Annotated in this window: 24 protein-coding genes; 9 read left to right on the forward strand and 15 right to left on the reverse strand. The window is 71.3% G+C overall.

Going from position 1 to position 26,179, the window contains the following annotated elements; genetic code table 11:
• The first annotated feature begins 216 nt into the window (after positions 1-216).
• Together D0D15_RS12975 and panB are read left to right on the forward strand one after the other, a co-directional pair.
• Positions 217-924 carry a maleate cis-trans isomerase family protein gene (locus tag D0D15_RS12975; protein ID WP_094006752.1) on the forward strand — a complete coding sequence of 236 codons (708 nt, stop codon included), beginning with the start codon at positions 217-219 and terminating at the stop codon, positions 922-924.
• Between the two features lie 601 nt (positions 925-1,525).
• Complete coding sequence (gene panB, locus D0D15_RS12980; protein WP_094006753.1) at positions 1,526-2,386, forward strand: 3-methyl-2-oxobutanoate hydroxymethyltransferase; 861 nt, start codon at positions 1,526-1,528, stop codon at positions 2,384-2,386.
• A gap of 436 nt (positions 2,387-2,822) precedes the next feature.
• On the opposite strand, the gene D0D15_RS12985 is transcribed toward panB, so the two are convergent.
• The 6 genes from D0D15_RS12985 to D0D15_RS13010 are packed head-to-tail and all read right to left on the reverse strand — an operon-like array spanning position 2,823 to position 9,233.
• On the reverse strand, positions 2,823-3,776 hold the full coding sequence (locus D0D15_RS12985; RefSeq protein ID WP_115944459.1) for an undecaprenyl-diphosphate phosphatase: 954 nt from the start codon (positions 3,774-3,776) through the stop codon (positions 2,823-2,825).
• A gap of 53 nt (positions 3,777-3,829) precedes the next feature.
• Entirely contained in the window at positions 3,830-4,636 is an 807-nt protein-coding gene (locus D0D15_RS12990) for an ABC transporter permease (RefSeq protein ID WP_094006755.1), read from the reverse strand.
• Positions 4,637-4,646: 10 nt separating this feature from the next.
• Positions 4,647-5,504, reverse strand: a complete 858-nt coding sequence (locus D0D15_RS12995) for an ABC transporter permease (protein ID WP_162830562.1) — start codon at positions 5,502-5,504, stop codon at positions 4,647-4,649.
• Position 5,505: 1 nt separating this feature from the next.
• Positions 5,506-6,717 (reverse strand): ABC transporter substrate-binding protein, encoded by a 1,212-nt coding sequence (locus D0D15_RS13000; RefSeq protein WP_094006756.1) that lies wholly within the window; start codon positions 6,715-6,717, stop codon positions 5,506-5,508.
• Positions 6,718-6,729: 12 nt separating this feature from the next.
• A complete protein-coding gene (locus tag D0D15_RS13005; RefSeq protein ID WP_115944466.1) occupies positions 6,730-7,797 on the reverse strand; it encodes an ABC transporter ATP-binding protein in 1,068 nt (355 codons plus the stop codon).
• A 5-nt stretch (positions 7,798-7,802) separates the two neighbouring features.
• A complete protein-coding gene (locus D0D15_RS13010; protein WP_094006757.1) occupies positions 7,803-9,233 on the reverse strand; it encodes a gamma-aminobutyraldehyde dehydrogenase in 1,431 nt (476 codons plus the stop codon).
• A gap of 132 nt (positions 9,234-9,365) precedes the next feature.
• On the opposite strand from D0D15_RS13010, the gene D0D15_RS13015 reads away from it, so the two are divergent.
• Both D0D15_RS13015 and D0D15_RS13020 read left to right on the forward strand, forming a co-directional pair.
• Positions 9,366-10,109, forward strand: coding sequence for a FadR/GntR family transcriptional regulator (locus D0D15_RS13015; protein WP_167481501.1), 744 nt, complete (start codon positions 9,366-9,368; stop codon positions 10,107-10,109).
• 34 nt (positions 10,110-10,143) lie between these two features.
• Entirely contained in the window at positions 10,144-10,872 is a 729-nt protein-coding gene (locus D0D15_RS13020) for a cache domain-containing protein (protein ID WP_094006759.1), read from the forward strand.
• On the opposite strand, the gene D0D15_RS13025 is transcribed toward D0D15_RS13020, so the two are convergent.
• From D0D15_RS13025 to D0D15_RS13035, 3 genes are read right to left on the reverse strand one after another with little or no spacing between them, the layout of a single operon-like run.
• Positions 10,859-11,632: a helical backbone metal receptor gene (locus D0D15_RS13025; protein WP_094006760.1), complete on the reverse strand. Its 774-nt coding sequence runs from the start codon at positions 11,630-11,632 to the stop codon at positions 10,859-10,861. The two genes, D0D15_RS13020 and D0D15_RS13025, sit on opposite strands and share 14 nt — an antisense overlap.
• On the reverse strand, positions 11,629-12,003 hold the full coding sequence (locus D0D15_RS13030) for a DUF4326 domain-containing protein (RefSeq protein WP_094006761.1): 375 nt from the start codon (positions 12,001-12,003) through the stop codon (positions 11,629-11,631). The genes D0D15_RS13025 and D0D15_RS13030 overlap by 4 nt, the downstream gene beginning before the upstream one ends.
• Positions 12,000-13,403: an RNB domain-containing ribonuclease gene (locus D0D15_RS13035; protein WP_094006762.1), complete on the reverse strand. Its 1,404-nt coding sequence runs from the start codon at positions 13,401-13,403 to the stop codon at positions 12,000-12,002. Before D0D15_RS13035 ends, D0D15_RS13030 begins: the two co-directional genes overlap by 4 nt.
• Before the next feature lie 125 nt (positions 13,404-13,528).
• Here D0D15_RS13035 and D0D15_RS13040 point away from each other — a divergent pair, with 125 nt between their 5' ends.
• Together D0D15_RS13040 and D0D15_RS13045 are read left to right on the forward strand one after the other, a co-directional pair.
• Positions 13,529-14,491 carry an ATP-binding protein gene (locus D0D15_RS13040; RefSeq protein WP_094006763.1) on the forward strand — a complete coding sequence of 321 codons (963 nt, stop codon included), beginning with the start codon at positions 13,529-13,531 and terminating at the stop codon, positions 14,489-14,491.
• 21 nt (positions 14,492-14,512) lie between these two features.
• On the forward strand, positions 14,513-14,905 hold the full coding sequence (locus tag D0D15_RS13045; protein WP_094006764.1) for an SCO5389 family protein: 393 nt from the start codon (positions 14,513-14,515) through the stop codon (positions 14,903-14,905).
• 53 nt (positions 14,906-14,958) lie between these two features.
• Here the strand turns inward: D0D15_RS13045 and D0D15_RS13050 are convergent, their stop codons facing one another.
• Positions 14,959-15,156, reverse strand: a complete 198-nt coding sequence (locus D0D15_RS13050) for a hypothetical protein (protein WP_094006765.1) — start codon at positions 15,154-15,156, stop codon at positions 14,959-14,961.
• Between the two features lie 185 nt (positions 15,157-15,341).
• Positions 15,342-18,245 (reverse strand): AfsR/SARP family transcriptional regulator, encoded by a 2,904-nt coding sequence (locus D0D15_RS13055; protein WP_158224452.1) that lies wholly within the window; start codon positions 18,243-18,245, stop codon positions 15,342-15,344.
• 274 nt (positions 18,246-18,519) lie between these two features.
• Here D0D15_RS13055 and D0D15_RS13060 point away from each other — a divergent pair, with 274 nt between their 5' ends.
• From D0D15_RS13060 to D0D15_RS13065, 3 genes are read left to right on the forward strand one after another with little or no spacing between them, the layout of a single operon-like run.
• Positions 18,520-19,731: a UDP-N-acetyl glucosamine 2-epimerase gene (locus D0D15_RS13060; RefSeq protein WP_094006767.1), complete on the forward strand. Its 1,212-nt coding sequence runs from the start codon at positions 18,520-18,522 to the stop codon at positions 19,729-19,731.
• Complete coding sequence (locus D0D15_RS35910) at positions 19,724-20,011, forward strand: hypothetical protein (protein ID WP_158224453.1); 288 nt, start codon at positions 19,724-19,726, stop codon at positions 20,009-20,011. Before D0D15_RS13060 ends, D0D15_RS35910 begins: the two co-directional genes overlap by 8 nt.
• Entirely contained in the window at positions 20,008-20,931 is a 924-nt protein-coding gene (locus tag D0D15_RS13065) for a carbohydrate kinase family protein (protein ID WP_158224454.1), read from the forward strand. Before D0D15_RS35910 ends, D0D15_RS13065 begins: the two co-directional genes overlap by 4 nt.
• Here D0D15_RS13065 and D0D15_RS13070 read toward each other — a convergent pair.
• The 4 genes from D0D15_RS13070 to D0D15_RS13085 all read right to left on the reverse strand — a co-directional run bounded on the left by D0D15_RS13070 (position 20,915) and on the right by D0D15_RS13085 (position 26,179).
• A complete protein-coding gene (locus D0D15_RS13070) occupies positions 20,915-22,954 on the reverse strand; it encodes a tetratricopeptide repeat protein (RefSeq protein ID WP_158224455.1) in 2,040 nt (679 codons plus the stop codon). The two genes, D0D15_RS13065 and D0D15_RS13070, sit on opposite strands and share 17 nt — an antisense overlap.
• Before the next feature lie 311 nt (positions 22,955-23,265).
• Positions 23,266-24,567, reverse strand: coding sequence for a hypothetical protein (locus D0D15_RS13075; RefSeq protein WP_115944460.1), 1,302 nt, complete (start codon positions 24,565-24,567; stop codon positions 23,266-23,268).
• 13 nt (positions 24,568-24,580) lie between these two features.
• On the reverse strand, positions 24,581-25,579 hold the full coding sequence (locus tag D0D15_RS13080; protein ID WP_094006771.1) for a C40 family peptidase: 999 nt from the start codon (positions 25,577-25,579) through the stop codon (positions 24,581-24,583).
• A 3-nt stretch (positions 25,580-25,582) separates the two neighbouring features.
• On the reverse strand, positions 25,583-26,179 hold the full coding sequence (locus D0D15_RS13085; protein ID WP_094006772.1) for a hypothetical protein: 597 nt from the start codon (positions 26,177-26,179) through the stop codon (positions 25,583-25,585).

Consider the following 26,179-nt stretch of genomic DNA (forward strand, 5'->3'; position numbering starts at 1 on the left):
GAGCTCGGCCGGCGTGCCGGGGAGGAGGTGACGAGCCGAGCGGTGCCGTCGAGGCGTGTGCCGATGACGAAGCCGGGGGGCGAGGCGTTCGTGGAGCGCACCCCGGTCCCGTAGGGCAGCCCAGGCCGTGTCGAGAGGAGTGTGGATCAGGGTTTCCGTATGTGTTGAAGCCAGGGTCTTGACGGTTCTTGCGTTGCCGCGCGGGTATCCGGCGTCATGGACACCTTGCGCGTCGGTGTGGTCGCGTCGTTCGACTTCACCCGGGACGACGAGATCCGCCGCTGGCTGCCCGAAGGGGTCGGGCTGGAGGTGCGCCGGACCGCCGAGGCCCCGGCCGACGACAACCTGACGATGGTGTCCGCGCTGGCCGACCCCGCGTACCTCACCGCCCCGGTCCGGGCCCTGTGCGGCACCGGCGTGGCGGCGATCGCCTACGCCTGCACGGCGTGCAGTTTCGTGGGCGGCGACGCGGGCGAACGCGCCCTGCGCGAGGCCATGGAGGCGTTCGGCGCGCCCCGGGCGATGACCACGTCCAGCGCGGTCGTCGATGCCCTGCGGAGCATCGGTGCCCGACGTCTGGCGGTCGTGCACCCGTACGCGCCCGCGGTCGGCAGGCGCCTGCACGCGTATCTGACGGCGCACGGCTTCGAGATCACCAGGATCACCGGTTTCGCCCTGACGGCCGACGAGGTCCCCGACGTCCAGCCCGACGAGGTGACCGACCTGATCCGCGAGGGCGACACCCCCACGGCCGACGCGGTGTTCGTGAGCTGCACCGGGTTGCCCACCTACGAGGTCATCGCTCCGCTCGAGAAGGAGCTGGGCAAGCCCGTGGTGACCGCCAACCAGGCGACGATGTGGGCCCTGCTCCGCGAGGTGGGCGCAAACGCCCTCGGCCCGGGACAGCACCTGCTGACGAGCTGATGGGTTCCGCGGGAGCCGCCGCCGGAAGCCCCGACCGGCCAGCCGGAGGCAACGCTCGCGCCGAGCTCGCCAGCCCCAGCCGGTCCCGCACCGGGCACGCCGAACGGGACGCCATCACCAGCAGCCAGGCCACCACCGAACGAAAGCCCTACCGCCCCGCGGGGGGACACAGGCCGCGACGCCTTCGCCCAGCACCCGAGGCGCCACCGCACCAACCCACCACCCCCGCAGCGGGCACGCAGACCGGGACGCCCTCGCGCGGCACCCGAGGCGCCGCAGCGAGCACGCAGACCGGGACATCGTTGCCTGGGTGCGGAGGGCCATCCTTGCGCGGGAAGCGGCCGCTGGCGCCCTCCTCTCCCTCACCGGGATGCTCGGTGTCTCGCCGTTTCGGGCCGGTCGGGCCGTCACCCGCGAGTTCGGGTGTGTCCCTTCGGCCACGCGTCCGCGGCTCCGCGTCGCCTGCCGGGGCCTGGATCACCGTCGTGTGAAGCTCATCGCAGGGGCTTGGGCTCCGTTGTTCCCCGGTGTCACGCTGGGTTTCCCAGATCCACGACCCGGGGACCCGACGAGGGCCTCGAGGGAAGGACGGTCGACGAAGATGTCCACCAACAGCGGCGAGACCGCGGCCCCGTACGGCTCCGGCCCGGCTTCCGGCGGCCCCGTGAAGAAGGTCCGCATCCCCCACCTGCAGGAACTCAAGCGCCGCGGCGAGCCGTGGCCCATGCTCACCACCTACGACATGTACACGGCCGAACTGTTCGACGAGGCGGGCATCCCGGTGCTCCTCGTCGGCGACTCGGCCGCCAACAACGTCTTCGGCTACGAGACCTCACTCCCGGTGACCGTCGACGAGCTGCTGCCGCTCGTCCGCGCCGTCACGCGCGCCACGAAACGTGCGCTCGTCGTCGCGGACCTGCCGTTCGGCTCCTACCAGCTCTCGCCCGAGCAGGCGCTGGCCACCGCCGTCCGGTTCATGAAGGAAGGGCGCGCCCACGCCGTCAAGCTCGAAGGCGGCCGCCGCTTCGCACCGCACGTCGAGGCCCTCACCGGCGCCGGCGTACCCGTCATGGGCCACATCGGTTTCACGCCGCAGAGCGAGCACAACCTCGGCGGCTACCGGGTCCAGGGCCGCGGCGCGGCGGGCGCGGAACTGATCGCCGACGCCCTCGCGCTCCAGGAGGCCGGGGCGTTCGCCGTGGTCATGGAGATGGTGCCGGCCGAGGTCGCGAAGCAGGTCACGCACGAGCTGAAGATCCCGACGGTCGGCATCGGCGCCGGCCCGGACTGCGACGCGCAGGTGCTGGTGTGGCAGGACATGGCCGGTCTGCGCCGCGGCAAGGCGCCGCGCTTCGTCAAGCGGTACGCCGACCTCGCGGGCGCCCTGTCCGGCGCGGCGACCGCCTTCGCGGACGAGGTCCGCCGCGGCGAGTTCCCGGCTGCCGAGCACGCCTTCCACTGATCACTGACGGCCCGGAGCGCGAGGGCCGCAGGCGCGGGCGGGCGCGGCAGGCCCAGACGGCGCGGCAAGACGGGCTCGGCGCAGCGCGGGCACGCCGGGTGGCGGCAGAGCGACCCTGCGCGGGTGGCGGCAATGCGGGGTGGCGGCAACGTGCGCGGGTGACGGCAACGTGCGCGGGTGGCAGCAACGCGTGGCGGTAACAGCAACGCGCGGCGGGAAGCAGCAACGCGCGCGGGTGACGACAACCCGAGGCGGGAAGCAGCAACGCGCGCGGGTGACGACAACCCGAGGCGGGAAGCAGCAACGTGCGCGGGTGACGGCAACGTGCGCGGGTGACGGCAACGCGCGGCGGGCAGCAGCAACGCGCGGCCGCGGCGCGGCGCAACCCTGGCCCGGTCTGCCGTCCTCCCGCGAAGGGCGGCAGACCGGGCCGCATTCACGCCAGGAAATACGCCAGACTGCCCAATCCGGCGACCACGCAATAAATCGCGAACGGGGTCAATGTCCGGGTTTCGAAATAACGGGTCAGGAATCGCAGCGCCAGATACGCGGCCACGCCCGCCACCAGACTGCCCACCAGCGCGGGGCCCAGTGACGCGGAGTTCGCCGGGGTGAACAGGGACGGCAGCTTCAGCACGCCAGCGGCCAGGATCACCGGCGTGGCCAGCAGGAACGCGAACCGCGCGGCGTCCTCGTGGGACAGGCCCCGCCGGAGGCCCGCCACCATCGTGATGCCCGACCGGCTGATGCCCGGGAACAGCGCCAGGATCTGCGCCGCCCCGATCAGCACCGCCTCACCCACCCCGAGCCGGGCCAGGCGGCGGTCGGCCGCCTCCTCGGCGCAGACGATCCGGACCGGCATCGTGATCTCCGCCGAAAAGTCCCGCGTCACCTCGGTCGGCTCGGGCACCGGCGCGACCGGGACCGGACGGCGCGCGGCACGCGCCGACCGCTCCACCGCCAGCAGCACGATCCCGTTGAGCGCCAGGAACACCGCGGTCGGCACCGGTTTGCCCAGCACGTCACGCAGCGCACGCTCCAGTAGCAACCCGGCCACGCCGACCGGGATCGTCGCCAGCACCAGCAGCCACGCCAGCCGCTGATCCGGATCGGACACCCGCCGGTCGCGCACCGACGTCCACAGCCCGCGCACGATGCGCGCCCAGTCCCGCCGGTAGAAGACCACCAGCGCGAGAGCGGTCGCGACGTGCATCGCGACCAGCACGGCCAGGTACGGCGACTCCCCGCCCATGCTCAGGTCGCGCGCCCACGAACCGCCCAGCCAGGCCGGAATCAGGATGCTGTGCCCGAGGCTGGACACCGGAAACAATTCCGACACACCCTGCACAGCGCCGACGACAATCGCCTCGAAATACGTGACAGCGGACATCGCGGACCTCTTTTCCGACCGCCGGAAACCGTCCGCCGAAAATACCCGAGGCGCTAGAGCCGGCCGCCGCTGGCCGTGTCTCCGGACAGCCGCTGCGCGAGGTACACCGGCACGGTCGACACGACGATCAGCACCGCGGCGACCACGTTGACCACCGGCGCCTGGTTGGGCCGGAACAGGTTGTCCAGGATCCAGATCGGCAGCGTCTGCAGCCCGGCACCGAGGGTGAACGTGGTCACGATGATCTCGTCGAACGACAACGCGAACGCCAGCAGCCCGCCTGCCAGCAGCGCCGATCGCAGCATCGGGAACGTGACCAGCCGGAACGTGGTGATCCCGTCGGCGCCGAGGTCCATCGACGCCTCTTCGAGGTTGCCGCCCATCCGCCGCAGCCGGGCGACGACGTTGTTGAACACCACCACGATGCAGAACGTGGCGTGCGCGACGATCGCGGTGAACAGCCCGAGGTCGATGCCCAGGATCGTGCGGAACGCGTTGTTCAGCGCGATGCCGGTGACGATGCCGGGCAGCGCGATCGGCAGGATGATCAGCAGCGACACCGTGTCCTTGCCGAAGAACCGGTACCGCTGCAGCGCGAACGCCGCCATCATGCCGAGCACCAGCGCGATCGCGGTGGCCGCCAGTCCCGCCTGCAGGCTGGTCAGCAGCGCCCGCAACACGCCCTCGTTCTGCGCCGCGCGGCCCCACCACTCCAGCGTGAACCCGGATGGCGGCCAGCCGAACGTGGTGTCGCTGTTGACCGAGTTCAGCAGCACCACCAGCAGCGGCACGTAGATCACGGCGAGCCCGAGCACCAGCGCGGCGAGCAGGACGTACTTGGTCTTCTTGGACAGCATCATCGGGAACCGCCTAGAGGTTGTCCAGCGCGCCGGTCCGGCGCACCGCGGCGAGGTAGACGAGCATGATCACGACCGGCACCGTCGCGACCGTCGCCGCGAACGGGAGGTTGTTCGCCGCGCCGATGTTGTCGTAGACGACGTTGCCGAGCATCTGGTTGGCGCCGCCGACGATCTTGACCGTGATGTAGTCGCCGAGGGTCAGCGAGAAGGTGAAGATCGACCCGGCCACGATCGCGGGGAAGGTCAGCGGCAGCACCACCGTGCGGAACGTCCGCCACGACCGTCCACCCAGGTCGCTCGACGCCTCCACCAGCGAGTTCGGCAACCGGTCCAGTCCCGCGTAGATCGGCAGGATCATGTACGGCAGCCACAGGTAGGACAGCGTGAGGATGGTGGCGGTCAGGCCGTAGCCGGGGGTGGTGCCGAAGAGCCACCCGGCCAGCCCGTTGCCCGACAGCATGACCCGCCACGAGTACGCCTTGACCAGGTAGCTGGCCCACAGCGGCGTCATCACCGCGATCACCAGGATCCGCTGCGCCCGCGGCGAGGCGAACTTGGCCATGTAGAAGGCCATCGGGAACGCGATGACGGCGTCGATCACCGTCACCGCCACCGCGATCCCGAGCGTGCGGAAGGTGATCGTGCGGTAGACCTCGTCGGTGAACAGGGTCGCGAAGTTGTCCAGCGACCACTCGGTGACGACCTGGCCGGTGAACGTGTCGGTGTGCCAGAAGGCGGTGACGAACAACGCCGCCAGTGCGCCGAGGTAGGCCAGGCCGAGCCAGAGCAGCGGCGCGCTGAGCAGCATGCCCAGCCGCAGCCTGGGTTTGCGGTAGAGGAATCCCGACACACTGGCGGCGATGCTCATGTCAGCCCTTGATCTCCGTCCACGCGCGAGTCCACTCGCCGTAGTCCTTGCACTTGACGTCGGTGCGGCCGTCGACGCACTGCGCGATCGGCGTGGTCCAGTACCAGATCTGGCTGGCGTAGGCGGCGTCACCGGCGTGGTAGGTCTCGCAGTGCTTCGCGTCCGCGGTCAGCGCGCACGCCTTCGGGTTGGCCGGGGCCTCGCCGAAGTACTCGGCGACCTTCGCGTTGGCCTGCGGGGAAACGATGTGGTCGAGCCACTTGTAGGCGCAGGTCTTGTGCGGCGACTTCGTGGAGACCATCCAGGTGTCCGACCAGCCGGTGGCACCCTCGACCGGCAGCGTGGACTCCACCGGCGCGCCCTCGGACTTGGTCAGGTTGACCGTCACCTGCCACGCGGTGCCGATGACGGCGTCGCCGTTCTTCAGCGCCTGGCTTTCCTTGAGGTAGTCCGACCAGTACTCCGACACCAGCGGGCGCTGCTGCTTGAGCAGGTCGACCGCGGCCTGGAACTGCTTGTCGTCCAGGGCGTAGGGGTTCTTGATGCCCAGTTCCGGCTTGGTCTTCATCAGGTAGAGCGCGGCGTCGGCGATGTAGATCGGCGAGTCGTACGCGGTGACCTTGCCCTTGTACGGCGAGTTCGCGTCGAACACCACCGACCACGACGTCGGTGCCGGGTTGACGTGGTCGGTGCGGTAGGTCAGGACGTTGGCGCCCCAGCCGTGCGGCACGCCGTAGGACACGTTGTTCACGCTGTTCCACGGCTTGTTCTTGAGGAAGTCGTAGACGTCGGCGTAGTTCGGGATGAGGCTGGTGTTGACCGGTTCGGTGTCGCCGGCGGCGATGAGCCGCAGCGAGGCGTCACCGGAGGCGGAAATGACGTCGTACTGGCCGGTCTTCATGAGGCTGACGGCCTCGTCGGAGGTGCCGAAGGTCTTGACGTTGACCTTGCACCCGGTGGCCTGCTCGAACGGGGTGACCCAGTCGACGTTCGGGTCGTTGGACCCGTTCTCCGCGTAACCGGGCCAGGCCAGGATGTTCAGCGCGCCCTCGGGCTGACCGAGCTGGGAGAGGGCTTCGAGCTTGGGCGGCGTGAACCCCTGCCCGCCCGTGCTGGACGGGCTGGACGAAGTGCTCGACGTGCCGCAGGCCGCCACGGCGGTCCCCGCACACATCAGCCCCGCGATCAAGCGCAGGGTCCGGCTGTTGCGCATCTGGTTGGCTCCTTACTCGGTGATGCGGAAGTTGTGCTCTTGCCGCCAGGCGAGACGGACGCGGTTGTCGGCAAGTTCGAGGGGTGCGCCGGCGTTCTGCCGGACCACCGAGAGCTGCCCGCCGACGTCGAGCGCCACCACGTAGCGAACCGTGGCGCCGGCGTAGGACGTGCTGGTGACGGTGCCGGTCGCGGAGACCTCGCCCGCGGCGGCCGGTTGCGACAGGTCGGGGTCGATGCGGATCTTCTCCGGCCGGATGCTGAACACGCCGCGCGTGCCGAGCACGGCTTCGGCGCTGTCGCCGGACAGCAGGTTCGACGTGCCGACGAACCCGGCGACGAACGCCGTGGCCGGCTTCTCGTACACCTCGCTCGGCGTGCCGACCTGCTCGATCCCGCCGGTGTTGAACACGGCGATCCGGTCGCTCATCGTCAGCGCCTCGTCCTGGTCGTGCGTGACGAAGATGAATGTGATGCCGACGTCGCGCTGGATCTGCTTCAGCTCGGTCTGCATGGCGTGCCGCAGTTTCAGGTCCAGCGCGCCCAGCGGTTCGTCGAGCAGCAGCACCTTGGGGCGGTTGACCAGCGCGCGGGCGAGCGCGACGCGTTGCCGCTGCCCGCCGGACAGCTGCGTGGGTTTGCGGCCCTCGAACCCTTCCAAGTGGACGGTCCGCAGCGCCTCGCGGCGCCGGTCGCGGCGCTGCGCGCGGGGCACCTTCTTGACCCGCAGCCCGTACTCGACGTTCTGCTGCACGGTCATGTGCGGGAACAGCGCGTAGTCCTGGAACACCGTGTTGACGTCCCGTTCGAACGGCGCCAGCCGGGTGACGTCGCGGCCGGCCAGTTCGACCGTCCCGGACGTGGGCAGCTCGAACCCGGCGATCATGCGCAGCACGGTGGTCTTGCCCGAGCCGGACGGTCCGAGCATCGAGAAGAACTCGCCCTGCGCGATGTCCAGGTCGACGCCCTCGACGGCGACGACGGACCCGAACTCCTTGCGCAGGCCGCGCAGGCGGATCGCGCTCGTGGTCCCGGCCGGGGCGGTCTTCTCGGCCAGTGCGGGTGCTTGGTTGGGCGACATGTCGATCACTGCGCTCCCCAGGCCGTCATGACGTGCTTCACGCGGGTGTAGTCCTCCAGGCCGTACAGCGAGAGGTCCTTGCCGTAGCCGGACTTCTTGAACCCGCCGTGCGGCATCTCCGCCACCAGCGGGATGTGCGTGTTGATCCACACGCAGCCGAAGTCGAGCTTGGCGGACAGGCGCATCGCGCGGCTGTGGTCGGCGGTCCAGATCGACGACGCGAGCCCGTACTCGACGCCGTTGGCCGCGGCCAGCGCCTCGTCGTCGCCGGCGAACCGCTGCACGGTGATGACCGGGCCGAACACCTCGTTCTGCGAGATCTCGTCGTCCTGCCGGACGCCGGAAACCACGGTCGGCTCGAAGAAGTAGCCCTCGTCGCGGGCGCGCTTGCCTCCGGTGTGGACGGTCGCGTGCGCGGGCAGCCGCTCGATGAACCCGGTGACCTTCGCGAGGTGACCGGCGCTGTTCAGCGGCCCGTAGAGCACGTCCGGGTCGTCGGGCAGCCCGGTCTTGGTCGCCTCCGCGTGCCGGGTCAGCGCGGCCACGAACTCGTCGTGCACGTCCTCGTGGACCAGGACCCGGGTGGCGGCGGTGCAGTCCTGGCCGGCGTTGAAGAACCCGGCGCCCGCGATGGTCTCGGCCGCGTTCTCCAGGTCGGCGTCGGGGAAGACGATCACCGGCGCCTTGCCACCGAGTTCCAGGTGGACGCGCTTGAGGTCGGCGGCCGCGGAGCCGGCGACCTCGATGCCGGCGCGGACCGAGCCGGTGATCGACACCATCGCCGGGATGTCGTGCTCGACCAGCGTCCGGCCGGTGGCCCGGTCGCCGCAGACGACGTTGAGCACGCCCGGCGGCAGGAACTCGGCGGCGATCTCGGCGAGGAGCACGGTGGACGCCGGGGTGGTGTCGGCGGGTTTGAGCACGACGGTGTTCCCAGCCGCCAGCGCGGGCGCGATCTTCCAGATCGCCATCATCAGCGGGTAGTTCCACGGCGTCACCTGGGCGCACACCCCGATCGGCTCACGCCTGACGTAGGACGTGTGCCCGGTGAGGTACTCGCCCGCGGCGCGGCCCTCCAGGGCGCGGGCGACCCCGGCGAAGAACCGCAACTGGTCGATGATCACCGGGATCTCCTCGGCCGTGGTGACGGCCAGCGGTTTGCCGGTGTCGGCCGACTCGGCGCGGACGATCTCCTCGGCCCGCCGCTCGACGGCGTCGGCGATCTTCAGCAGCGCGACCTGGCGGTCGCCGGGCGTGGTTTCGCGCCACTGCTCGAAGGCCCGGGCCGCGGCGCGCAGGGCACGGTCCACGTCCTGCGGGCCGCCGACGGGCGCGGTGCAGTACGGCCGGCCGGTGACCGGATCGATGATCTCGGCGACGGCTCCGTCAGCGGAATCCGCGAGTTCGCCGTCGATGAAGTGCTTCAGCTGGTGCACGGGCAGGCTCCTGGCTCGGCGGGGACGGTGCGGGTCGGTACCCCGATGGCCGGAAAACATATAAGACCATATTTCATAGGACAAGGCTTTGAGGCAGGATTGTTCGCGGCGGTACCCGAAAGAAGGAGCCCGATGCGAAGGCCGTTGACGTCCCCCAGCGCGCGATCAGTACTGTTCGCGCCCCTGGACCAGACCGGGCGGGCCGAGCTCGTCGCCCGGCGGCTGGTGGACGCGATCACGCTGGGTGTCCTCGCCGACCAGGAGCAACTGCCGAGCGAGGCCGAGCTCGCCGAGCAGTTCGGGGTGTCCACCGTGACCGTGCGGGAGGCGCTGGTGGCCCTGCGGCAGCAGGGTCTGGTGCAGACGAAGCGGGGTCGCGGCGGCGGCAGCTTCGTCTGCGCGCCGCCGGAGGAGAACGACGAGACCTGGCGGGCGCGGCTGCGCGAGGTCTCGCTGAGCGAACTGCGGGACATCGGCGACGACTACGTCGCGATCGCGGGCGCCGCCGCCCGGCTGGCCGCCGAACGCAGTTCCACCGAGGACATCGCCCGCGTCCAGCTCGCCGCCGAGGACCTGGACGGTGCGGTCGGCACCGCGGCCGCCCGCGCCGAGCGGCAGTTCCACCTGGAGGTCGCCGCCGCGTCCCAGTCCCCGCGGCTCACCCACCAGGAGATCCGGTTGCAGAGCGAACAGGGCGCGTTGCTGTGGCTGCCGCTCGGGCACCACGATCCGGTGACGGCGTGCACCGAGCACCGGGCGATCGCCGCGGCGATCGCCCAGGCCGACGGCGAATTGGCCCGCAAGCTGACCGAGCAGCACATCCTGGACACCATCGACCGATTGGGTGAGGTGCATCTTGACCTACTCGGGTCCTAAGCTTCGACACCTCGACTACACCAGGGGCGGCATCGTGAACGACACGCTGGCCGGCGAGGACATCGCCGAAGAGGTGTCCGGCATCGTCGAGGGCGTCTTCGAGCGGCTGGCGCCCGCCGTCGCCGCGGCCACCGCGATCCTCGGCAGACCCGGCCCGGTCCGCGCCGCCGACCTGGACGCGCTGCGCCCGGACGTGATCGCGGCGCTGGGCGAGCGGATCGTGGGGGCCGGGTTCATCGCCGCCCCGGACGCACTGGCCGACCAGCGCTTCGGCTTCGAATGGTGGACGTGCACGCCCGGCGGGCCGCCCGCGCAGCTGTTCATCAGCCTCGACCCGGCCAGCGACCACTTCCTGGACTACACGCGGCAGTCGTGGTTCACCGTGCCGCGCGACTCCGGCCGCCGCCACATCACCGGCCCCTACGTCGACTACCTGTGCACCGACGAGTACACGCTGACCTTCACCGTCCCGGTGCTGCGGGACGGCGCGTTCGCCGGGGTCGTCGGGGCGGACGTGTTCGTGCACCAGTTCGAGCGGCTGCTGCTGCCCAAGCTGCGCCGCGTCGACGGCCGGGCCGCCGTGATCAACGCGCAGGGCCGGGTGATCGCCGCGAACACCGCCCGCCAGGCGACCGGTTCGCTGGTGCGGGATCCGGACATCGCGTCCTGGTGGAACTCCGGCGCGCCGCCGGTGCACGACGCGGACACGGTGCTGCTCCGCTGCGGTGACGCGCCGATCGCCCTGCTGGTCACCAAGCGCTGAACGCCGCGGACAGCTCGCGGTGGGCGTCCACCAGGGACGGTCCGTACCAGGTGAGGTAACGGCCGGAGATCAGCACGAACGGCACGTCCGGGAACGCCTCCGGGCCGTCGGTGTCGGTGAACAGGTACGGCTCGTCGGGCAGCACCAGCAGATCGGCCCCGCCCTCGGTGAACCGCGCCCGCAGCTCGTCGATCTTCGGCCGGGGATAACGATCTTCGTGGTCGGCGTAGACGTTCACGATGCCCAGCCGGTGCAGCACGTCGCCGCCGAAGGTGTCCCGGCCGAGCACGATCCACGGCTTGCGCCAGACCGGGACGACCGCCCGGGCGCGCTCGGGTTTCGCCTCCCGCCACAGCTCCTCGGCGGTGACCAGCCAGTCCGGTTCGGACACTTCCAGCGCCTGGGCCAGCAGGCGGCGCAACGACGCCAGCGCGTGCGGGACGGTCGCCGGCGCCTCCATCACCCACACCGGAACCCCGTTGGCGCGCAGGCGTTCCACGTCCTCCGGCCGGTTCTCCTCGGAGTTGGCCAGCACGAGGTCCGGGCGCAGCGCCAGGACGTCGTCGACCTTCGGGTACTTCGACCCGCCCACCCGCGACACCTCCAGGCGGTCCGGGTGCGTGCAGTAGTCGGTGGCGCCGACGATGCGGCCGGGCGCGCTCTCCTCGACCGCTTCCGTCAGAGCCGGGACCAGCGAGACCACGCGCTGGGGCACACCGCGCAGCGGCACGTCCGCGCCGAGGTCGTCGAACAGCGTCATCGGTCTCCTTCGAGGTGTTCCAGCAGGACGTCGCCGTGGCAGGGTTCCGGCGCGCACCAGCATCCCAGCGCCCGCCCCGCCAGTTCGTCCAGCCGGGCCAGCAGGTCCGGCCGCCCGTTCAGGTACTCGCGGTAGTGCCGCACCATGGCGGCGCGGTCCTGCTTGGCCTCCTTGACGAACGGGTTCGCGAACGGGGACCCGGGCCAGGCGTGCCGGTTGCCCCGGTGGCCGATGTAGGTGATCAGGTCGTGCTCCACGAGCCACGGCACGAGGTGCTGGTGCGGCCCGGACTTCCGCACGTTGACGACCACCGCGTGGCCGTCCCGCACGCGCCGCGCCAGGTCGCGCTCCTCGTCGGTCCAGTCGCTCATGCCCGCTCGAACGACACCTTCCGCTTGTCGACGTCCACCGCGGTGAGCCGGACCGTGATGCGGCGGCCTTCCGGCAGGTTCTCCCCCGCGCACCGCGCCATCACCGGCGGGTCGGCCAGCAGGATCTCCGCCCGGTTCTCCTCCGCCCGCAGCACGACCGCCTCGAACGTGTCGCCGACGCGGTCGGCCAGCATCCACGCCTCGACCTGGTCCAGGCACGCCTTCTCGACGCGCGCGGCGAGCAGGTCGGAGGCGTTCATCAGGCCGGGCAGCTCGGTCAGCGCCGTGCGGGCCCACGCCGGGACCGGCTCGCCCGCGCTGACGGCGAGGCAGACCTCGGCGGCGAACCGGTCCGCCAGCCGCCGGATGGGCGCGGTGACGTGCGCGTACGGGGCGCCGATGCCGGCGTGGGTGACGACCTCGGGCAGCTCGCCGTCGAAGGTGGTGTAGCCGGCGCCGCGCAGCAGGCGGGTGGTGTCGGTGTAGAAGGCCATCGACTCCGGTTGCGCCGGGTCGAGCCCAGCGAGCAGCTCGGCGACGCTGGTCCCCGCCGGCCAGTCGATGCCCAGCGCGCCGGCCGCGCCACGCAGCCAGTCGAGCGTTTCGGCGTCCGGCTCGGGCAGGGTGCGCAGCAGGCCGATCTTCGCGCCGATCATCATCTCCGCCGCGGCCATGCCGGTGAGCAGGGAGATCTCGGCGTTCCAGGCCTCCAGTCTGGTGCGCGGCCGCATGCCGAGCACCCAGTCGCCGCCGTTCGCGCCGATGATCCGGTCCGGCAGCTGCGGTTCGACCGCGCCGCGGCGGACGGCCAGTTCGCGGCGGAGCGTGCCCAGCTCGGGCAGGGCGGCGATCGACGGGTGCGGCGCGGCCGGGTCCTCGGTCGCGTAGTCGAGTTGCTCGGTGGAGCGGACGAGCGCGCGGCGCACGGTGGCGTGCGTGAGTTCACCGTCGCGGCCGAGGTCCAGGGTCCACAGCACGGCGGGCCGGACCTCGCGGGGCAACAGGCTCGCGGCGCCCTCGGACAGCACCGGCGGGTGCAGCGGCACGGTGCCGTCGGGCAGGTAGAGGGTCTGGCCGCGGCGGCGCGCCTCGCGGTCGATCGGGCCGTCCGGCGTGACGAACGCGGCGAGGTCGGCGATCGCGTAGTGCACCCGGAAGCCGCGTGCGCGCCGTTCGATCAGGATGGCCTGGTCGAGGTCCTTCGCGCCCGGCGGATCGAGCGTGACCAGGGGCAGGTCGGTCGCGTCGGCGCGGTCGGCGGCGAACTCGGACGGGTCCATCACGACGCTCTCGGCCTCGGCCAGGACAGCCGGGTCGAAGTCCTCCGGCAGCTCGAACTCGGCGCGCAGCCGGGCGAACCCGCCGTCCGCCGAGTTCGTGCTGGTCACGACGTGGTGCACACCTAGACCCTAACCCGGTATCGCCGGTTCGGTCGCCCGTTCGGGGTTGAGCCGGACGGGTGTATCTTGCCCGCACACCACCGAAAAGCGATATCGTTTTCAACTGGATGAAGGGTGCCCCCACTGTGAAAGTCGCCTTTGTCGGCAAGGGCGGAAGCGGGAAGACGACGCTGACCTCGCTGTTCGCCGCTTATCTCACCGGTTCCGGCCACCCCGTCCTGGCCATCGACGCCGACATCAACCAGCACCTGGCCGTCGCGCTGGGCGCGACCGCCGAGGAGGCGGCGGCGCTGCCGACGCTCGGCGAGCACCTCCCGCTGATCAAGGACTGGCTGCGTGGCGACAACCCGCGGATCACCGGCGCCGACGCGATGATCAAGACGACCCCGCCCGGGCGCGGATCGCGACTGGTGCGGCCGTTCGAGGACAACCCGGTCTTCGCGGCGTGCTTCCGCGAGGTCGCCGGGGTCCGGCTGGGCGTGACCGGGCAGTTCACCGAGGACGACCTCGGCGTGGCCTGCTACCACTCGAAGGTCGGCGCGGCGGAGCTGCTGCTCAACCACCTGGTCGACGACGCAGGCGAGTACGTGGTGATGGACATGACCGCGGGCGCCGACGCGTTCGCCTCCGGCCTGTTCACGCGGTTCGACGTGACGTTCCTGGTGTGCGAGCCGACGCTGCGCAGCGTCGGCGTGTACCGGCAGTACGCCGAGTACGCGCGCGACTTCGGCGTGCGGCTCGCGGTGGTCGGGAACAAGGTCACCGACGACGAGGACGTCGAGTTCCTGCGCGACCAGCTGGGCCCGGACCTGCTGTGCTGGCTGACCGGGTCGTCGCACGTGCGGGCCGCCGAGCGCGGCCGGACCCGGCCGATCACCGCGCTGGAGCCGCACAACCTGGACGCGCTGGCCACCATCCAGTCCACTGTGGATGCCACACCGCGGGATTGGGCGAAGTTCCACCGCCAGGCGGTCGAGTTCCACCTGCGCAACGCCCGGTCGTGGGGCAACGAGCGCACCGGGCTGGACCTGGCCGCGCAGGTGGACCCCGAGTTCGTGCCCGGCCCGCCCGCGCTGGCCGGGGCGTAGGAAGAAATCGAAAGGAGCACGATGTCCCTCGATGTACCCGCCGACCTGCTCGCCCGCGCCGAATCCGGTGAGGTGAGCGACGCCGAGTTCGTCGCCTGCGTGCGCGACTCGCTGCCCTACGCATGGCAGGTGATCAGCGAAGTGGCCGCGGACCTCGAGGGCGGCGCCGCCGACTTCGCCGACCACGCGACCCCGCCGCCGAGCGAGAAGGAGCGGGGCCAGCTGCTGCGGGCGCTGGCGTCGGACGCCATCCGCGGCGGGCTGGAGCGGCACTTCGGCATGAAGCTGGCGTTCCAGAACTGCCACCGGGTCGCGGCCTTCCGCCCGGCCGCCGTGGACAGTGACGCGTACCGGGAGTTCATCTCGGCGGCCGGCCAGCTGCGCAACCAGAGCCCCGCGCTGCGCGACTGCTGACGGTGTGTTCTAGGAGCCCCGGACCCCCGCGGTCCGGGGCTCCTGCTCGTCGGTCAGCGCCACTTGGCGTCTTCCTCGTCGGCCTTCTTGGTGCGCTCCCGGGCGATCTCGAGCGCCCGGCGGGCGGTGGCCTCGTCCGGGTACGGCCCGAGGAGATCGATGGACCGCGACCGCTCGAGGTGCTCGACCTCGCCGGTCCTGGTATTATAATACCACCCCTGGTCAGGGTTGGGATCCTTGCTCTTCGCCATGCTCCGAGCTTCGCACCACCGCACGGACCACGCCAGCGACAAACCCTCCGTAGAGTCGCTACTCCATTCGACGGTCCCTCGGATGCGACACCGGTCACAGTCCACTGGATCGCGTGGACTACCCTGCCCGCATGATGATCAAGGGACGCGCCTTAGCGCTCCTCACGGCGGTGGTCGGGGCTCTGTCACTGTACGTGGTGACCCTCCCAGGGGTCTCCTCCTTGTGGTGGCAGCCCACGGACCACGTCGCGGTAGCCGTCGCGTGACGGCGCGGGGCGCGGCGAGCCACGCCTGGGGCCCGGAACCGCCGACTCCAGCCGCTCGATCGCGCTCCGCGCTGCACCTGCCTGGTCGTGCTCACCAAGCGTGTCCGCCAGCGCTGCCACTGTGGACCAGTCGGTGATCGCCTCCGCCCAGTTCCCGTTCGCTTCCCGGGCCTCGGCGAGCAGCCGGGTCGCCCGCATCTCGGCCGGGATGTCGTTCGCCGCACGGCACGCGGCCACCGCTTCCTCCGCGGCCGTCACCGCGCTCCCGAGGTTGCCCAGCCGGCGGTGCGCTTCGCTCAGCACCGACCACGGCTCCGCCAGCCTCCGGTCGGTCCGGGTGCGCCGGTAGATCGCCAGCGCCGCTTCCGCATCGGCGATGGCACCCGCGAAATCACCCCGCACCAAGGCCAGGCCCGCCAGCTTCGCGTAGGTGTCCCCTTGCTCGCGGGCCTCGCCCGAACCGCTCCGCAGCGCGAGCGCGTGGCGGTAGTGCCGGTCCGCGGTCTCGAACCGCCCGCCGCGCTGGTAGAGATCGCCCAGCCGGTGGTACACCCGGGCCTGGCCGTCGAGATCGTCGATGGCCTCGGACAACGCGAGGCTGCGCTCGTGGAGCTCGATCGCCTTCTCGTGGTTGCCCCGTTCCAGGTGGCAGTTCGCGAGGTTGTACAAGGCCATGGCTTCCGCCATGACGTCGCCCTCCCGGACCAGCTTCATCGCCCGGCCGAAGTACGCCGCGGCGGCGTCGTACTCGCCGAGGTGGAAGTGGTTGACGCCGAGGTTGTTCAGCCCGCCCGCTTCGCCGTCCCGCTCACCGGCTCTGATCGCCGCGTCGACGGCCAGGGTGTAGAGGCCGCTCAGCCGTCGCGGATCGCCGAACCGGTTGAGCACCTCGCTGAAGGCTCCGATGAGCCGCCAGGCGTGGCCCGGATGACCGTCGGCAGCGGCGAACCGGCTGACGGCGATCACCTGGGGCCGCTCCCGCACACACCACTCGAGTGCCACCGCGGCGTCGTCGAACTGAAGGGGGCGCACGCCGGCGAGGAGCGGCTGCGGCGGGATGTCCCGCAGGAACGGGGCGACGTGCTCCATGGCGGCGAGCACGGAACCCAGGTACCAGTCGAGCATCCGCCGCAGGGCGAGGACACGTTCCTCCCGGTCACACCGCTCGCCCGCGCGCTGGGCGGCGTAGAGGTGCAGCAGGTCGTGCAAGCGGTAGGTGTCACCACTGTCCTGCTGCACGAGGTGGGCCGTGATCAGCCTCTCCAGCAGCCGCTCGGCTGTCGCGACCGTCGAACCCGCCATCGCCGCCGCCGCGGGCAGGCTGATCCGCGCGCTCGGGTGGAGCCCCAGCACCTGGAAGAAGTGATCCAGTTCCGGGCTCAGCGCATCGCAGGACCAGGTGAAGATCGCGCGCAACGTCGTCGAACCGTCGTCGGCACCGGCGTCCAGCAGACGCGCGCGTTCACGCTCGAGCTGAGCGGTGAGGACAGCCAGTGGCACACCGGGGCGCCGGGCAACGTGCTCGGCGGCGATCCGCAGAGCCATCGGCAGTCCGTCACACAGCTTCGCCAGCTGGGGGACGGTGGCGAGATCGGCCTCGGGGACGAGATCGGCGAGCCGCCGCTGCAGCAACAAGGAGGAGTCGGACTCGCTCATCAGCGGCACGGTGAACGACCTGCCCTCGGGGAGCGTGATCTTCTGCCTGCTGGTGATGAGGACCGGGCTCGGCGCGGTCACCGTCAGGAGATCGCCGAGGTGCCGGCGGTCGCGGACGTTGTCGAGCACCACGAGGATCCGGCGGCCGGCCAGCGCGCTGCGCAGTAGTGCCCCCAGGTCGGGGCTGCGGTCGGCGGGACGGACGTTCAGGGCCTCCAGGAAGGTCCGCATCACGGTGGCCGGCGCGACCGGTTCGTCGTTGCCGTAGCCGTTCAGGTCGAAGTACAGCACCCCGTCCGGGAAGTAGTCCTTCCGCGTGTGGGCCCAGTGCGTCGCGAGCGTGGTCTTCCCGATTCCGCCCGCCCCGTCCAGCGCGATCACCGCGGACATCTCCCCGTGCAACAACCACTCGTCGAGGCGGTCGAGCAGGTCGGCACGGCCGTGGAATCCCGGCACGCGCCGCGGCAGCGTGCAGGGTGGTTCGGGCCGCCCCATGCGTGCCGTCGACGCCTGCGCCGCCACGATCCGGCGCCACGCTTCCTGGAATTCCGGCCCCGGCTTCCGGTCGTGTTTTCGCCGCAACCGATCCGTGAACTGGCTGTGGAAGTTGGCCGCGCTGCCGGCTCCGTCGACGACCGCGAGCGCGGTCAGGTGCTGCCTGGCGAGCGTTTCGTCCAGGTCGTAGGTCTGCAGCAGATCCCGGGTCCGGGCGGCCACGGTTTCGTGGCCGTCATCGTCGAGCTCGGCATCGAACAAGGCGTAGTAGGCCGGCAGCAAATCGTTGCGGGTGTGATCGTCGCGGAGCTCGTCGAGCCAGTCTCCCCGGAGGTCGTCGAACATATCCCCGCGCCAGCAGCCGACCGCCGCTCGCAATTTCTCCACACTCCGCTTGCGGTCGACCTTGCGCAAGGCACGGCTGTCCGTAACGAGTTTGCGAAACCGGTGGTAATCGACGAGATCTCGATCGATCTCCAGCCGATAACCGCGCTGCGCGGTGTGCACGCATGCCGGAACGGAGTGCTTGTCCAAGAAGGAACGCACCCGGGACACGTAGATCTGCAACTTCCGCGCGGCGTGGGACGGGTCGACGTCGTTGTCCCACAACGCCTCAACCAGCTCGTGCACATGCACGTGCGTGTTCGCGCGCAGCAGCAACACGCCCAGCATGGCTCTCGTCTTCGCTGCGCCCGGATTGATCAAAGAATCACCGACACGGAGGCGCACCGGTCCCAGAATTTGAAATTCCATGGGTATCCATCTTTGCTGCGGGACAAAGATCCTCGGTCAGGATTTTCGACGCGGCGCCGGGGCGGCCGTTCCGGTATTCCGCGTCCGATATCCCATCGTTACGCGGCGGTCAACGGCATTGCAAGCGAACTGCAAGTGATCCGGCCGGTCGCGCCGTCATCGTCGGTTCCACCACCTAGCGAGGGGAGTCGCCATGACGGAGGAAGAGTGGGCGGTGGTTCCGGTCGGACCGGACGCGCAGACGTGGGTCACCAGGCCCCGCTGCCGGACGGTGCTGGTCATCGTGCACACGACGGTGTCCGGGCAGCGCCTGCTGGACGTCCTGGGGCTGATCGAATCCGACCGCGCGATCCAGGCGGTCTTCACGCGAGCCCCCGACGTGTTCAGCGAAGGGGTGAGCGAGATGTTGCGCGGCACCGGCGCCCTGGAGATCCCGTGGCGGCAAGCCGTGCGCGAGCAGTTCGATCTCGGGCTGGCCGCGTCGTACGGCGGGATTTCGCGGATCCACGCACCGGTCATGGTCCTGCCGCACGGAGCCGGGCACGCGAAGAAGACGCCGGCTCGTGCTGGACGGCCCGCGGCCCGTACGGTGTACGGGCTCGGCGCCGAGCACCTCGTGCAAGCCGGGCGAGTCGTACCCGCCTCGATCGTCCTGTCCCACGAATCCGAGCGCGACGTGCTCGTCCGGCAGTGCCCGGAAGCGGCGGACGTCGCGGTCGTGGCGGGCGATCCGTGTTACGACCAGTTGCTGGCCAGCGTTGCGCACCGGGACGAGTACCGGCGCGCGCTGGGCGTCACCGACGAGCGTGAGATCGTGCTGATCACATCCACCTGGGGCCGGCACTCCCTGTTCGGGCGCGATCCGGGATTGATCGGTGCGGTCCTCGATCAGCTGGATGCCCGGCGCTACCAGGTCGCCCTGATGATTCACCCGGCCACCTGGTCCGGGCACGGCCGGCGGCAGCTGCGTGCGTGGCTGCGCGACGAACGGCGAGCGGGACTCGTCCTGGTGGAGCCTGACACGGATTGGCGAGGCGTGGTGGTGGCAGCCGACCGGGTCATCGGCGATCACGGTTCGAGCACCGTGTACGCGGCCGCGCTCGGCAAACCGGTGCTGCACACCGACATCCCGCTCGGCGAACTCGACGAGTCGTCCGCCCAGGCCTACGTCGGCAGGCACGCGCCCCGGCTGGCCCGCTTCCAGCCCATCGAGCCGCAGCTGAAACAGGCACCGCCGCCCGGCTGGCAGACACAGGTGGCCCGGAGACTCACGTCCCGGCCGGGACTGGCGCACCGGCTGTTGCGGGAAGAGATGTACCGGTTGCTCGGGTTGCCGGTGCCCGGTCGGCATCGGGCCGTCGAGCCGGCTCCGCTTCCGCTGATCGGACGGTACGGCGATGTGTGACCACGTCATCGCGCGCGCGACCGCGTCGAGCCGGGCGGTCCTGCAGTGCGCCGACATCATCCTCGGCGAAGCACCGGATCTGACCAGCGCGACCTGGCAGGTCACCTGCCTGCTCACCCGGTTTCCGGGGTGCGTCGTCGTGGCTGTGCGACACGCCGGAGGGCGATGGTGTGTGATCGGCCCACGGGACCGGGAGTCGTGGCTGCTGCGTCCCGGATTCGGCACCCGCATCGGCTGGGCAGCGCTCGCCGTACGTGCGGCCGAGGCGGTGACGCCGTGATCGTCGTGGCCGGAGTGGTCACCGTCCGGGTGGCCCGGCAGTTCGAGTCCTTCCCCATCCCGTTCGTCTCCAGCACCACGCACCCCGGTGACATCAGCATCCGGCTCGCCGGTGTGGGCTGGACGGTGGCCAGAACGCTCCAGCAGCTGGGCGACGCGGTCCGGTTGGCGACCTACGTCGGCACCGACCTCGCCGGCCGGCTGGCCAAGCTGGAACTGCATGAGCACGGCCTCGCGGGACCCACCGTCCTGAGCACCGACAGCCAGCCCCGGTCGATGGTGCTCTACGACCGGGAGGGGCGCCGGTGCGGGGCGTCGGATCTGCGACGAACCCCTCGCCTGACCTACCCGGCCACGCTGTTCGCCCAGACCGTCCCCGGTGACTGCACGGCCGCCGTGCTCACCAACATCGGCTTCACCCGGTCCCTGATCCCGGTCGTGGCCGAGCGCGGCATCCCGTTCGCGACGGACCTGCACCTCGTCCGCGACGTCGAATCGGCGCACAACCAGGATTGGATGCGGTGCGCGCACGTGCTGGCGTCGTCGCACGAGAAGTTGCCGATGTCGCCGGAACAGTGGGTCCGCCGGTTGTGGTCACGGTACGGAACGGAGGTCGTGATCGTCGGCTGCGGCTCTCGTGGCGCGCTGCTCGGGCTCCGCGCTCAGCGCCGGATCTGGCACGTGCCGGCCGTGGCACCACGCGGGGTGCGGTTCCAGGCCGGCGCGGGAGACACCCTGCTCGCGACGTTCGTTCACGGCTACTTCCGGTCCGGCGATCCGGTGGCGGCCATCCGGCGGGCCGTGCTGGCCGCAGGGTGGAAGGTGGGCGGCACACCGGACGAGGAGGCCGGGGTGCCGGCGGTCGTGCTGGAGCGCCTGATCGCCGAAGGTGGCCTCCCCGGCGTCATCCCGGTGGAGTAGCCAGCAGGGCGTCGGCCAGCTCGTCGTGGCGCCGGGCCTGTTCCAGGTCGCCGTCACGACGAGCGAGCTCGGCCAAGAGCCGGTGGGTGCGGCCGCGCTCATGATCGGAGTCCTGCGCGGCGAACGCGGTGAGGGCCTTCTCCAGCAACGGCCGGGCTGCCGAATCGTCACCACTGCCGGACGCGGCTCGCCCGAGCACGACGTTGGCCCGCGCCTCGTTGTAGGGATCGGGCAGGGCGGCCAGCAGACGACGCGCGCGGTTCGCGGCGTCCCGGGCGTCCTCGAACCGCTGGAGCGCCAGAAGCACCTCACCGAGTTCGATCAGGGCCAGGCCCTCGCCGCGCCGGCGTCCCAGCGAACGCAGGATGTCGGCCGTGGCCCGCAGCGCGTCGACCGCTCCCGGCAGATCCCCGCGGTGGACCGCGACCAGCCCCAGCGTCTTGAGGGCACCCGCCTCCCCGCGCCGGTCCCGCCTGATCCGCGCACTGCGCAACAGTTCCTCGGCCTGCTCCTCCGCGACCTGCCACCGCCCCTGCGCGAGGTGCGCCCGGGCCAACCGCTTGCGCATGCGGTCGCGCAGTGCTGGTTCTCCCGCGGTTTCGGCGGCGCGCAGGGCGATTTCGTTGCTGGCGAAGGCGTCCGCGCGGTGCTTGTGCAGTTTGAGCAGCGGCTGCAACGCGTCGGCCAGTTCGAGGGCCAGCCGCGGCCACGAACGTCCCAGGGCTTCCTTGGCCAGTGCGAGCAGCGTGGTGCGGTGCGCTTCCAGCCAGTCCAGTGCCGAGCTGTGTTGGGTGAGGCACCGTGGCCAGGCGAACTCGGCCGGCTCGGGTTCGGAACTGATGATCGCTCGCGCGGGCATCACCACGCGGTTCGCGCGGTGGGTCGCGTACACGTACCAGCGGGCGATCCGGTGCACCAGGCCGGCACGCTCGTCCTCACTGTCCTGGGCCAGTGCCAGGCCGTGCGCGTGCACGCGGACGAGATCGTGCAGCCGGTAGGAGCCCTCCTCCAGTTCCTCGGCCAGGCTGGCGTCCACCAGGGCGTCCAGCCCGTCCTGGGCGGTGTCCACGCCGACGGCGAGCATCGCGGCGACCACCTCGGGGCCGAACCCGTCGCCGGGGTGCAGGCTCAGGGCGCGGTAGAGGCGCCTGAGGTCAGCGGGAAGGTCGTCGTACGCACCGTCCAAAGTAGAACGCACCGAAAGGTCTCCCTCCGCCGACAGGCGGTCGAGCCGGGCGCGCTCGTCCGCCAGTTCGGCCACCAACCGGATCAACGGACGCCGTGGCCTGGTGGCGGCCCGGGCGGCCACGACGCACAGCGCGATGGGCAGTCCTCCGCAGAAGCCGACCAGATCGCGCGCGGCCTCTTCCTCGGCCGCCAGCCGCTCGGTGCCGATCCGCGCTTCCAGCAGTGTCAGCGCGGGCTCCGCGGGCAGCGGGCCGACCGGAACGACGTGCGCCCCGGTGGCGAGGAGACCGAGCAGTGCCCGGCGCGTGGTCACCACCGTGACACCCGAAACCGGGAGCAGCACGCGGGCCTGTGCGGCCGAGACCGCGTCGTCGAGCAGGACGGCCAGTGACTTGCCGGTGGTCACCGACCGGTAGAGGGCGGTTCGCTCGGCCAGCCCGGCCGGCACCTGCGGAGCCGGCACGCCGAGCGCGCGGAGGAACTGGCCGAGCACGTCCTCCGGCGCCACCGGTTCGCCGGTCGGGAGGGCGAGTTCGGCGTGGAGCTGACCGTCGGGAAAGCGCTTGCAGGCGCGGGCGAGCCAGGACAACGCGAGGGCGGTCTTGCCGACGCCGCCCGGTCCCTTGAGCACGACGACGCCGCCGTCGGCCAGGAGTTCGTCGAGCCGCGCCACTTCGGCGTCGCGGCCGACGAACCCGGCCGGCGGCGGCGAAAGCTGGCGGGGCACGACCGGAATCGGCGCCGGTTGCGAGATGTACACGTTGCCGTGCACGGAGCCCGCCTGGACGACGGCACCCTCGACCCCGCCCGAAACCGAGTTGGCGTGCTCACTCACCGTCAACCCCCAGTCACGCTCGCCTACTCACTCCAAAGTAGTACGGCGTGCAACGGGTGGGTGGAGGAAAGGGTGGCCGGGGTGCGGTGGTTTGCTCCCTGGGGCGGTGCGGTGAACGCCGAAGCCACGGCTGGTGGCGTACGGCGGCTACTCCGGGCGGAGTAGGGGTGCTGTGAGCGGCCAGCGCACCGACGACGGAGATACGACGATCCCTCCGGACGGGGGCGGGCCCCGGTGCCGTGAACGGGCAGCGCACCGCCGACGGAGATACGGCGGCCCCCAGAAGGTCGGCTGTGGCCGGGACGTCCCGGTCAGGGGCGGTAGCGGTAGGGCAGCTCCGTCGGCTGGCCGGTCGGGCCGAACTCGTGCTCCGGCTGGTCCGGCTCGAACCAGTCGCGGTTCACCCTTGGCGTGCCTTGCGGCGGCGTCGGCTCCGGATCGTGCTTGGTGAGGCCGCCCAGCGGAATACCGGCCGCCGGGGTGGGCTGCGGTTGCGGGGGCAGCGGTTCGGTGAAGCGCGGGGGCTCCTCCGGCGGCTCCATCGTGCGCCAGGCCTGCGGGTTGGTGACCCGCTGGGCACCCTCGGGCGACGGCGCGTTGGGGGCTGCCCCGGACGGACCGGGCGCGGCGGGGCCGGCCGGCGCCACGGCCGGCCCCGAGCCAGTCGCGGGCATTCCGGGCCCCGCCTGGGAAGCCCCGGTTGCCGAGCCGGCCTGGGGCGCGGCGGGCGCCACCGGGCCGGCCGGAGAGGCGCCGGGCGCCGCGGACGAACCACTCCCGGAGGGGCCCGGCGTCACCGGACCGGCGGGAGCAGCACCGGGCACCGTGGCCGGACCGGCCCCAGGCGCACCGGCCACCGGACCCACCTCGGGCGCACCGGGCACCCTGGCCACTCCCGAGCCACTCTCAGCAGCACCAGGCACCGCGGCCGGACCGGCCACGGCACCCGCCTCGGGTGCGCTGGGCAGCGCTGGGCCGCTCTCGGGGGGTGTGCGCGGGGCGGCGAGCTTCTTCGGCGGCTCCGGCAGCGGCGGCACCTCCGGCGACGGCGTCGTCGGCGTGGTCCGCCACACCGGTGCGGGCGGGATGATCATCGGCGCGGCGCGGGGGGCGTCCGCGGCCGGGGCGGGCGCCTCGGCCTCGCGGCTGGTCCGTCCGCGCGGCGGGATCGGGTCCAGGCAGGGCACCAGGACGGTCGTGTTCTCCGGCTCCTCGACCTTCCGCCCGCTGCGCTCCCGGTAGACCATGTCCCCGTCGGCGTCGATCTCGACCAGGTAGCCGACCTCGGCGAGCTGCTCCTCGTCCAGGTCGACGAGCTTCTCGTAGCGCGAGGGCACCGTGCGGTAGATCGGCCACGACAGCGACCGGTGCGTCTGGTGGAACTGCGACAGCAACGCGGCCATCTGCTGCTGCCACGGCAGCGACATCCCCTCCGCCAGCGAACGCGGCAGCACGACGTAACCGTCGTCCACACCCGGCAGTCCCTGCGACAGGTAATCGGACAGGGGCGTGCTCGACGCGGGCGGCCCCGACCGCGGCGGGGGCGGCGGGGCGCCGAACAGGTCGCCCAGCTGCGCCGGCTTCTTGTTGCGCTTACCGAACTTCTTCGCCACGGGGCATCACCTTCTACACGCCGGGCCGGACTGCCTGCGGCACAAGCTCGTCTTCGTTCCAGGAGACCTTCCGGGTGTGCACCGGCACGCCGGTCTGCTGGGCCTCCACGATCTTCCCGTCGCCAAGGTACATCGCGACGTGGTGGATGGTCGCCGGGTTCGACGGGTCATACGCCCAGAAGAGCAGGTCACCGGGCTGGGCGTCACGCACCGGAAGCATCGCGCCGTTCTTGTACTGGTCGCGCGACACCCGGCTGAGTGTGATGCCCGCCGCCTCGTACGCCCGCAGCATCAGGCCGGAGCAGTCGTAGGAGTTCGGCCCGGTCGCGCCCCACACGTACGGCTTGCCCTGCTCCCCCAGCGCGAACTGGATCGCGGCGGCCGCGGCGTTGTTGGGCGGCAGCACGAGCCCCGCGCTCTGCCCGCAGCCGACCATGTCCGCGACCTGGCCCAGGTTCTCCACCAGGTGGGCTGCCATCTGCTCCCACTTGTGGTAGCGCTCGGGGAACGCCGACCGCTCGACGTCCTGCGCCGACGCACCGGGGCGCTGCTTGTCCCAGTCCGGCACGGTGAGCAGGACGTTGTAGAACTTGTTGATCTGGTACGGGATGTCCTGCAGCTGCGCGGGCGTGCCCCAGCCCATCGACGGCCGCATCTGGAAGATGCCCAGCGAGTCCCGGTCGCCGTAGTTCAGGTTGCGCATGCCGGACTCGGTCATGCCGGCCTGGATCGCGATCTGCCACGCACGCGGCGACAACCCGCGTTGTTTGCCGATTTCGATGATCTGGCTGATGATGTACCGCTGCTCGTCGTTGAGCTTCGCGGCCTGGGCGGCGCCCTGGTCGGTGCCGGGCACGCTCGGGCCGATCGCCGCGTCGCAGCTGACGTTGGTGTACGCGGCCTGCATCTGGGCCTGCTGCTGGTCGGTCACGACCTTGGTGACGACCCCGACGGTCGCGACCCCCGCGAAGAGCACGGCGACGAGAACGCCGACGAGGACACCGATCCGCATGGGTCAGCTCGCCTGGTCGTAGCCGGTGACGAGCCAGCCGGACGGCGTCTTCGCCACGGTGATCGACAGTTTCGGGCCGTCGGTCGGGACGAGCACCTCCACGGAACTGGTGTAGGACTTGGTGACGGTGGGTTCGCCGGTCACCCTGGTCGCCGGGATGTTCGCCGGGTCCACAGTGGACATCTCCGGCAGGTACTCCTCCGTCGTGAGTGGACGCAGGCCGTCCAGCCACTGGGCGTTGGTGATGCCGTCCGGGTGGGTGGCCCACGCGGTGGCCCACTGCTTGGCGATCCGCAGGGCCGCCGGGTCCGGCGCGGCGGAGGTCGGCTGGAGCAGCGGCGCGGTGAGGCGGGTGGACATCGGGGCCGGCGAGGAGCCCGCGCTGGTCGGGCTGCTGCCGGCGCCGGGGTCCTGGATGCGCACCGGCGTCGGCCCGGAACGGTTGGGGTTGCCCAGCAACTGCGGCACGACGATGCCGATGGCGACGATCAGCACGATCACCGCGACGGCGGTGCCGACGAGGTGGGCCGGCGAGCGCAGCGGGAAACCCCAGATGCGGCGGTAGACGGCGGCGCGGCCGCGGTTGGTCCGGATCGGCAT

It is taken from the genome of Amycolatopsis thermalba, from assembly GCF_003385215.1.
Classification (GTDB): domain Bacteria; phylum Actinomycetota; class Actinomycetes; order Mycobacteriales; family Pseudonocardiaceae; genus Amycolatopsis_E; species Amycolatopsis_E thermalba.

Coding starts and splice junctions, on each gene's coding strand:
- D0D15_RS12975 (WP_094006752.1), top strand. CDS start 217: ATGGACACCTTGCGCGTCGGTGTGGTCGCGTCGTTCGACTTCACCCGG.
- panB (WP_094006753.1), top strand. CDS start 1,526: ATGTCCACCAACAGCGGCGAGACCGCGGCCCCGTACGGCTCCGGCCCG.
- D0D15_RS12985 (WP_115944459.1), bottom strand. CDS start 3,776: ATGTCCGCTGTCACGTATTTCGAGGCGATTGTCGTCGGCGCTGTGCAG.
- D0D15_RS12990 (WP_094006755.1), bottom strand. CDS start 4,636: ATGATGCTGTCCAAGAAGACCAAGTACGTCCTGCTCGCCGCGCTGGTG.
- D0D15_RS12995 (WP_162830562.1), bottom strand. CDS start 5,504: ATGAGCATCGCCGCCAGTGTGTCGGGATTCCTCTACCGCAAACCCAGG.
- D0D15_RS13000 (WP_094006756.1), bottom strand. CDS start 6,717: ATGCGCAACAGCCGGACCCTGCGCTTGATCGCGGGGCTGATGTGTGCG.
- D0D15_RS13005 (WP_115944466.1), bottom strand. CDS start 7,797: ATGTCGCCCAACCAAGCACCCGCACTGGCCGAGAAGACCGCCCCGGCC.
- D0D15_RS13015 (WP_167481501.1), top strand. CDS start 9,366: ATGCGAAGGCCGTTGACGTCCCCCAGCGCGCGATCAGTACTGTTCGCG.
- D0D15_RS13025 (WP_094006760.1), bottom strand. CDS start 11,632: ATGACGCTGTTCGACGACCTCGGCGCGGACGTGCCGCTGCGCGGTGTG.
- D0D15_RS13030 (WP_094006761.1), bottom strand. CDS start 12,003: ATGAGCGACTGGACCGACGAGGAGCGCGACCTGGCGCGGCGCGTGCGG.
- D0D15_RS13045 (WP_094006764.1), top strand. CDS start 14,513: ATGTCCCTCGATGTACCCGCCGACCTGCTCGCCCGCGCCGAATCCGGT.
- D0D15_RS13050 (WP_094006765.1), bottom strand. CDS start 15,156: ATGGCGAAGAGCAAGGATCCCAACCCTGACCAGGGGTGGTATTATAAT.
- D0D15_RS13055 (WP_158224452.1), bottom strand. CDS start 18,245: ATGCTGGGCGTGTTGCTGCTGCGCGCGAACACGCACGTGCATGTGCAC.
- D0D15_RS13060 (WP_094006767.1), top strand. CDS start 18,520: ATGACGGAGGAAGAGTGGGCGGTGGTTCCGGTCGGACCGGACGCGCAG.
- D0D15_RS35910 (WP_158224453.1), top strand. CDS start 19,724: ATGTGTGACCACGTCATCGCGCGCGCGACCGCGTCGAGCCGGGCGGTC.
- D0D15_RS13080 (WP_094006771.1), bottom strand. CDS start 25,579: ATGCGGATCGGTGTCCTCGTCGGCGTTCTCGTCGCCGTGCTCTTCGCG.
- D0D15_RS13085 (WP_094006772.1), bottom strand. CDS start 26,179: ATGCCGATCCGGACCAACCGCGGCCGCGCCGCCGTCTACCGCCGCATC.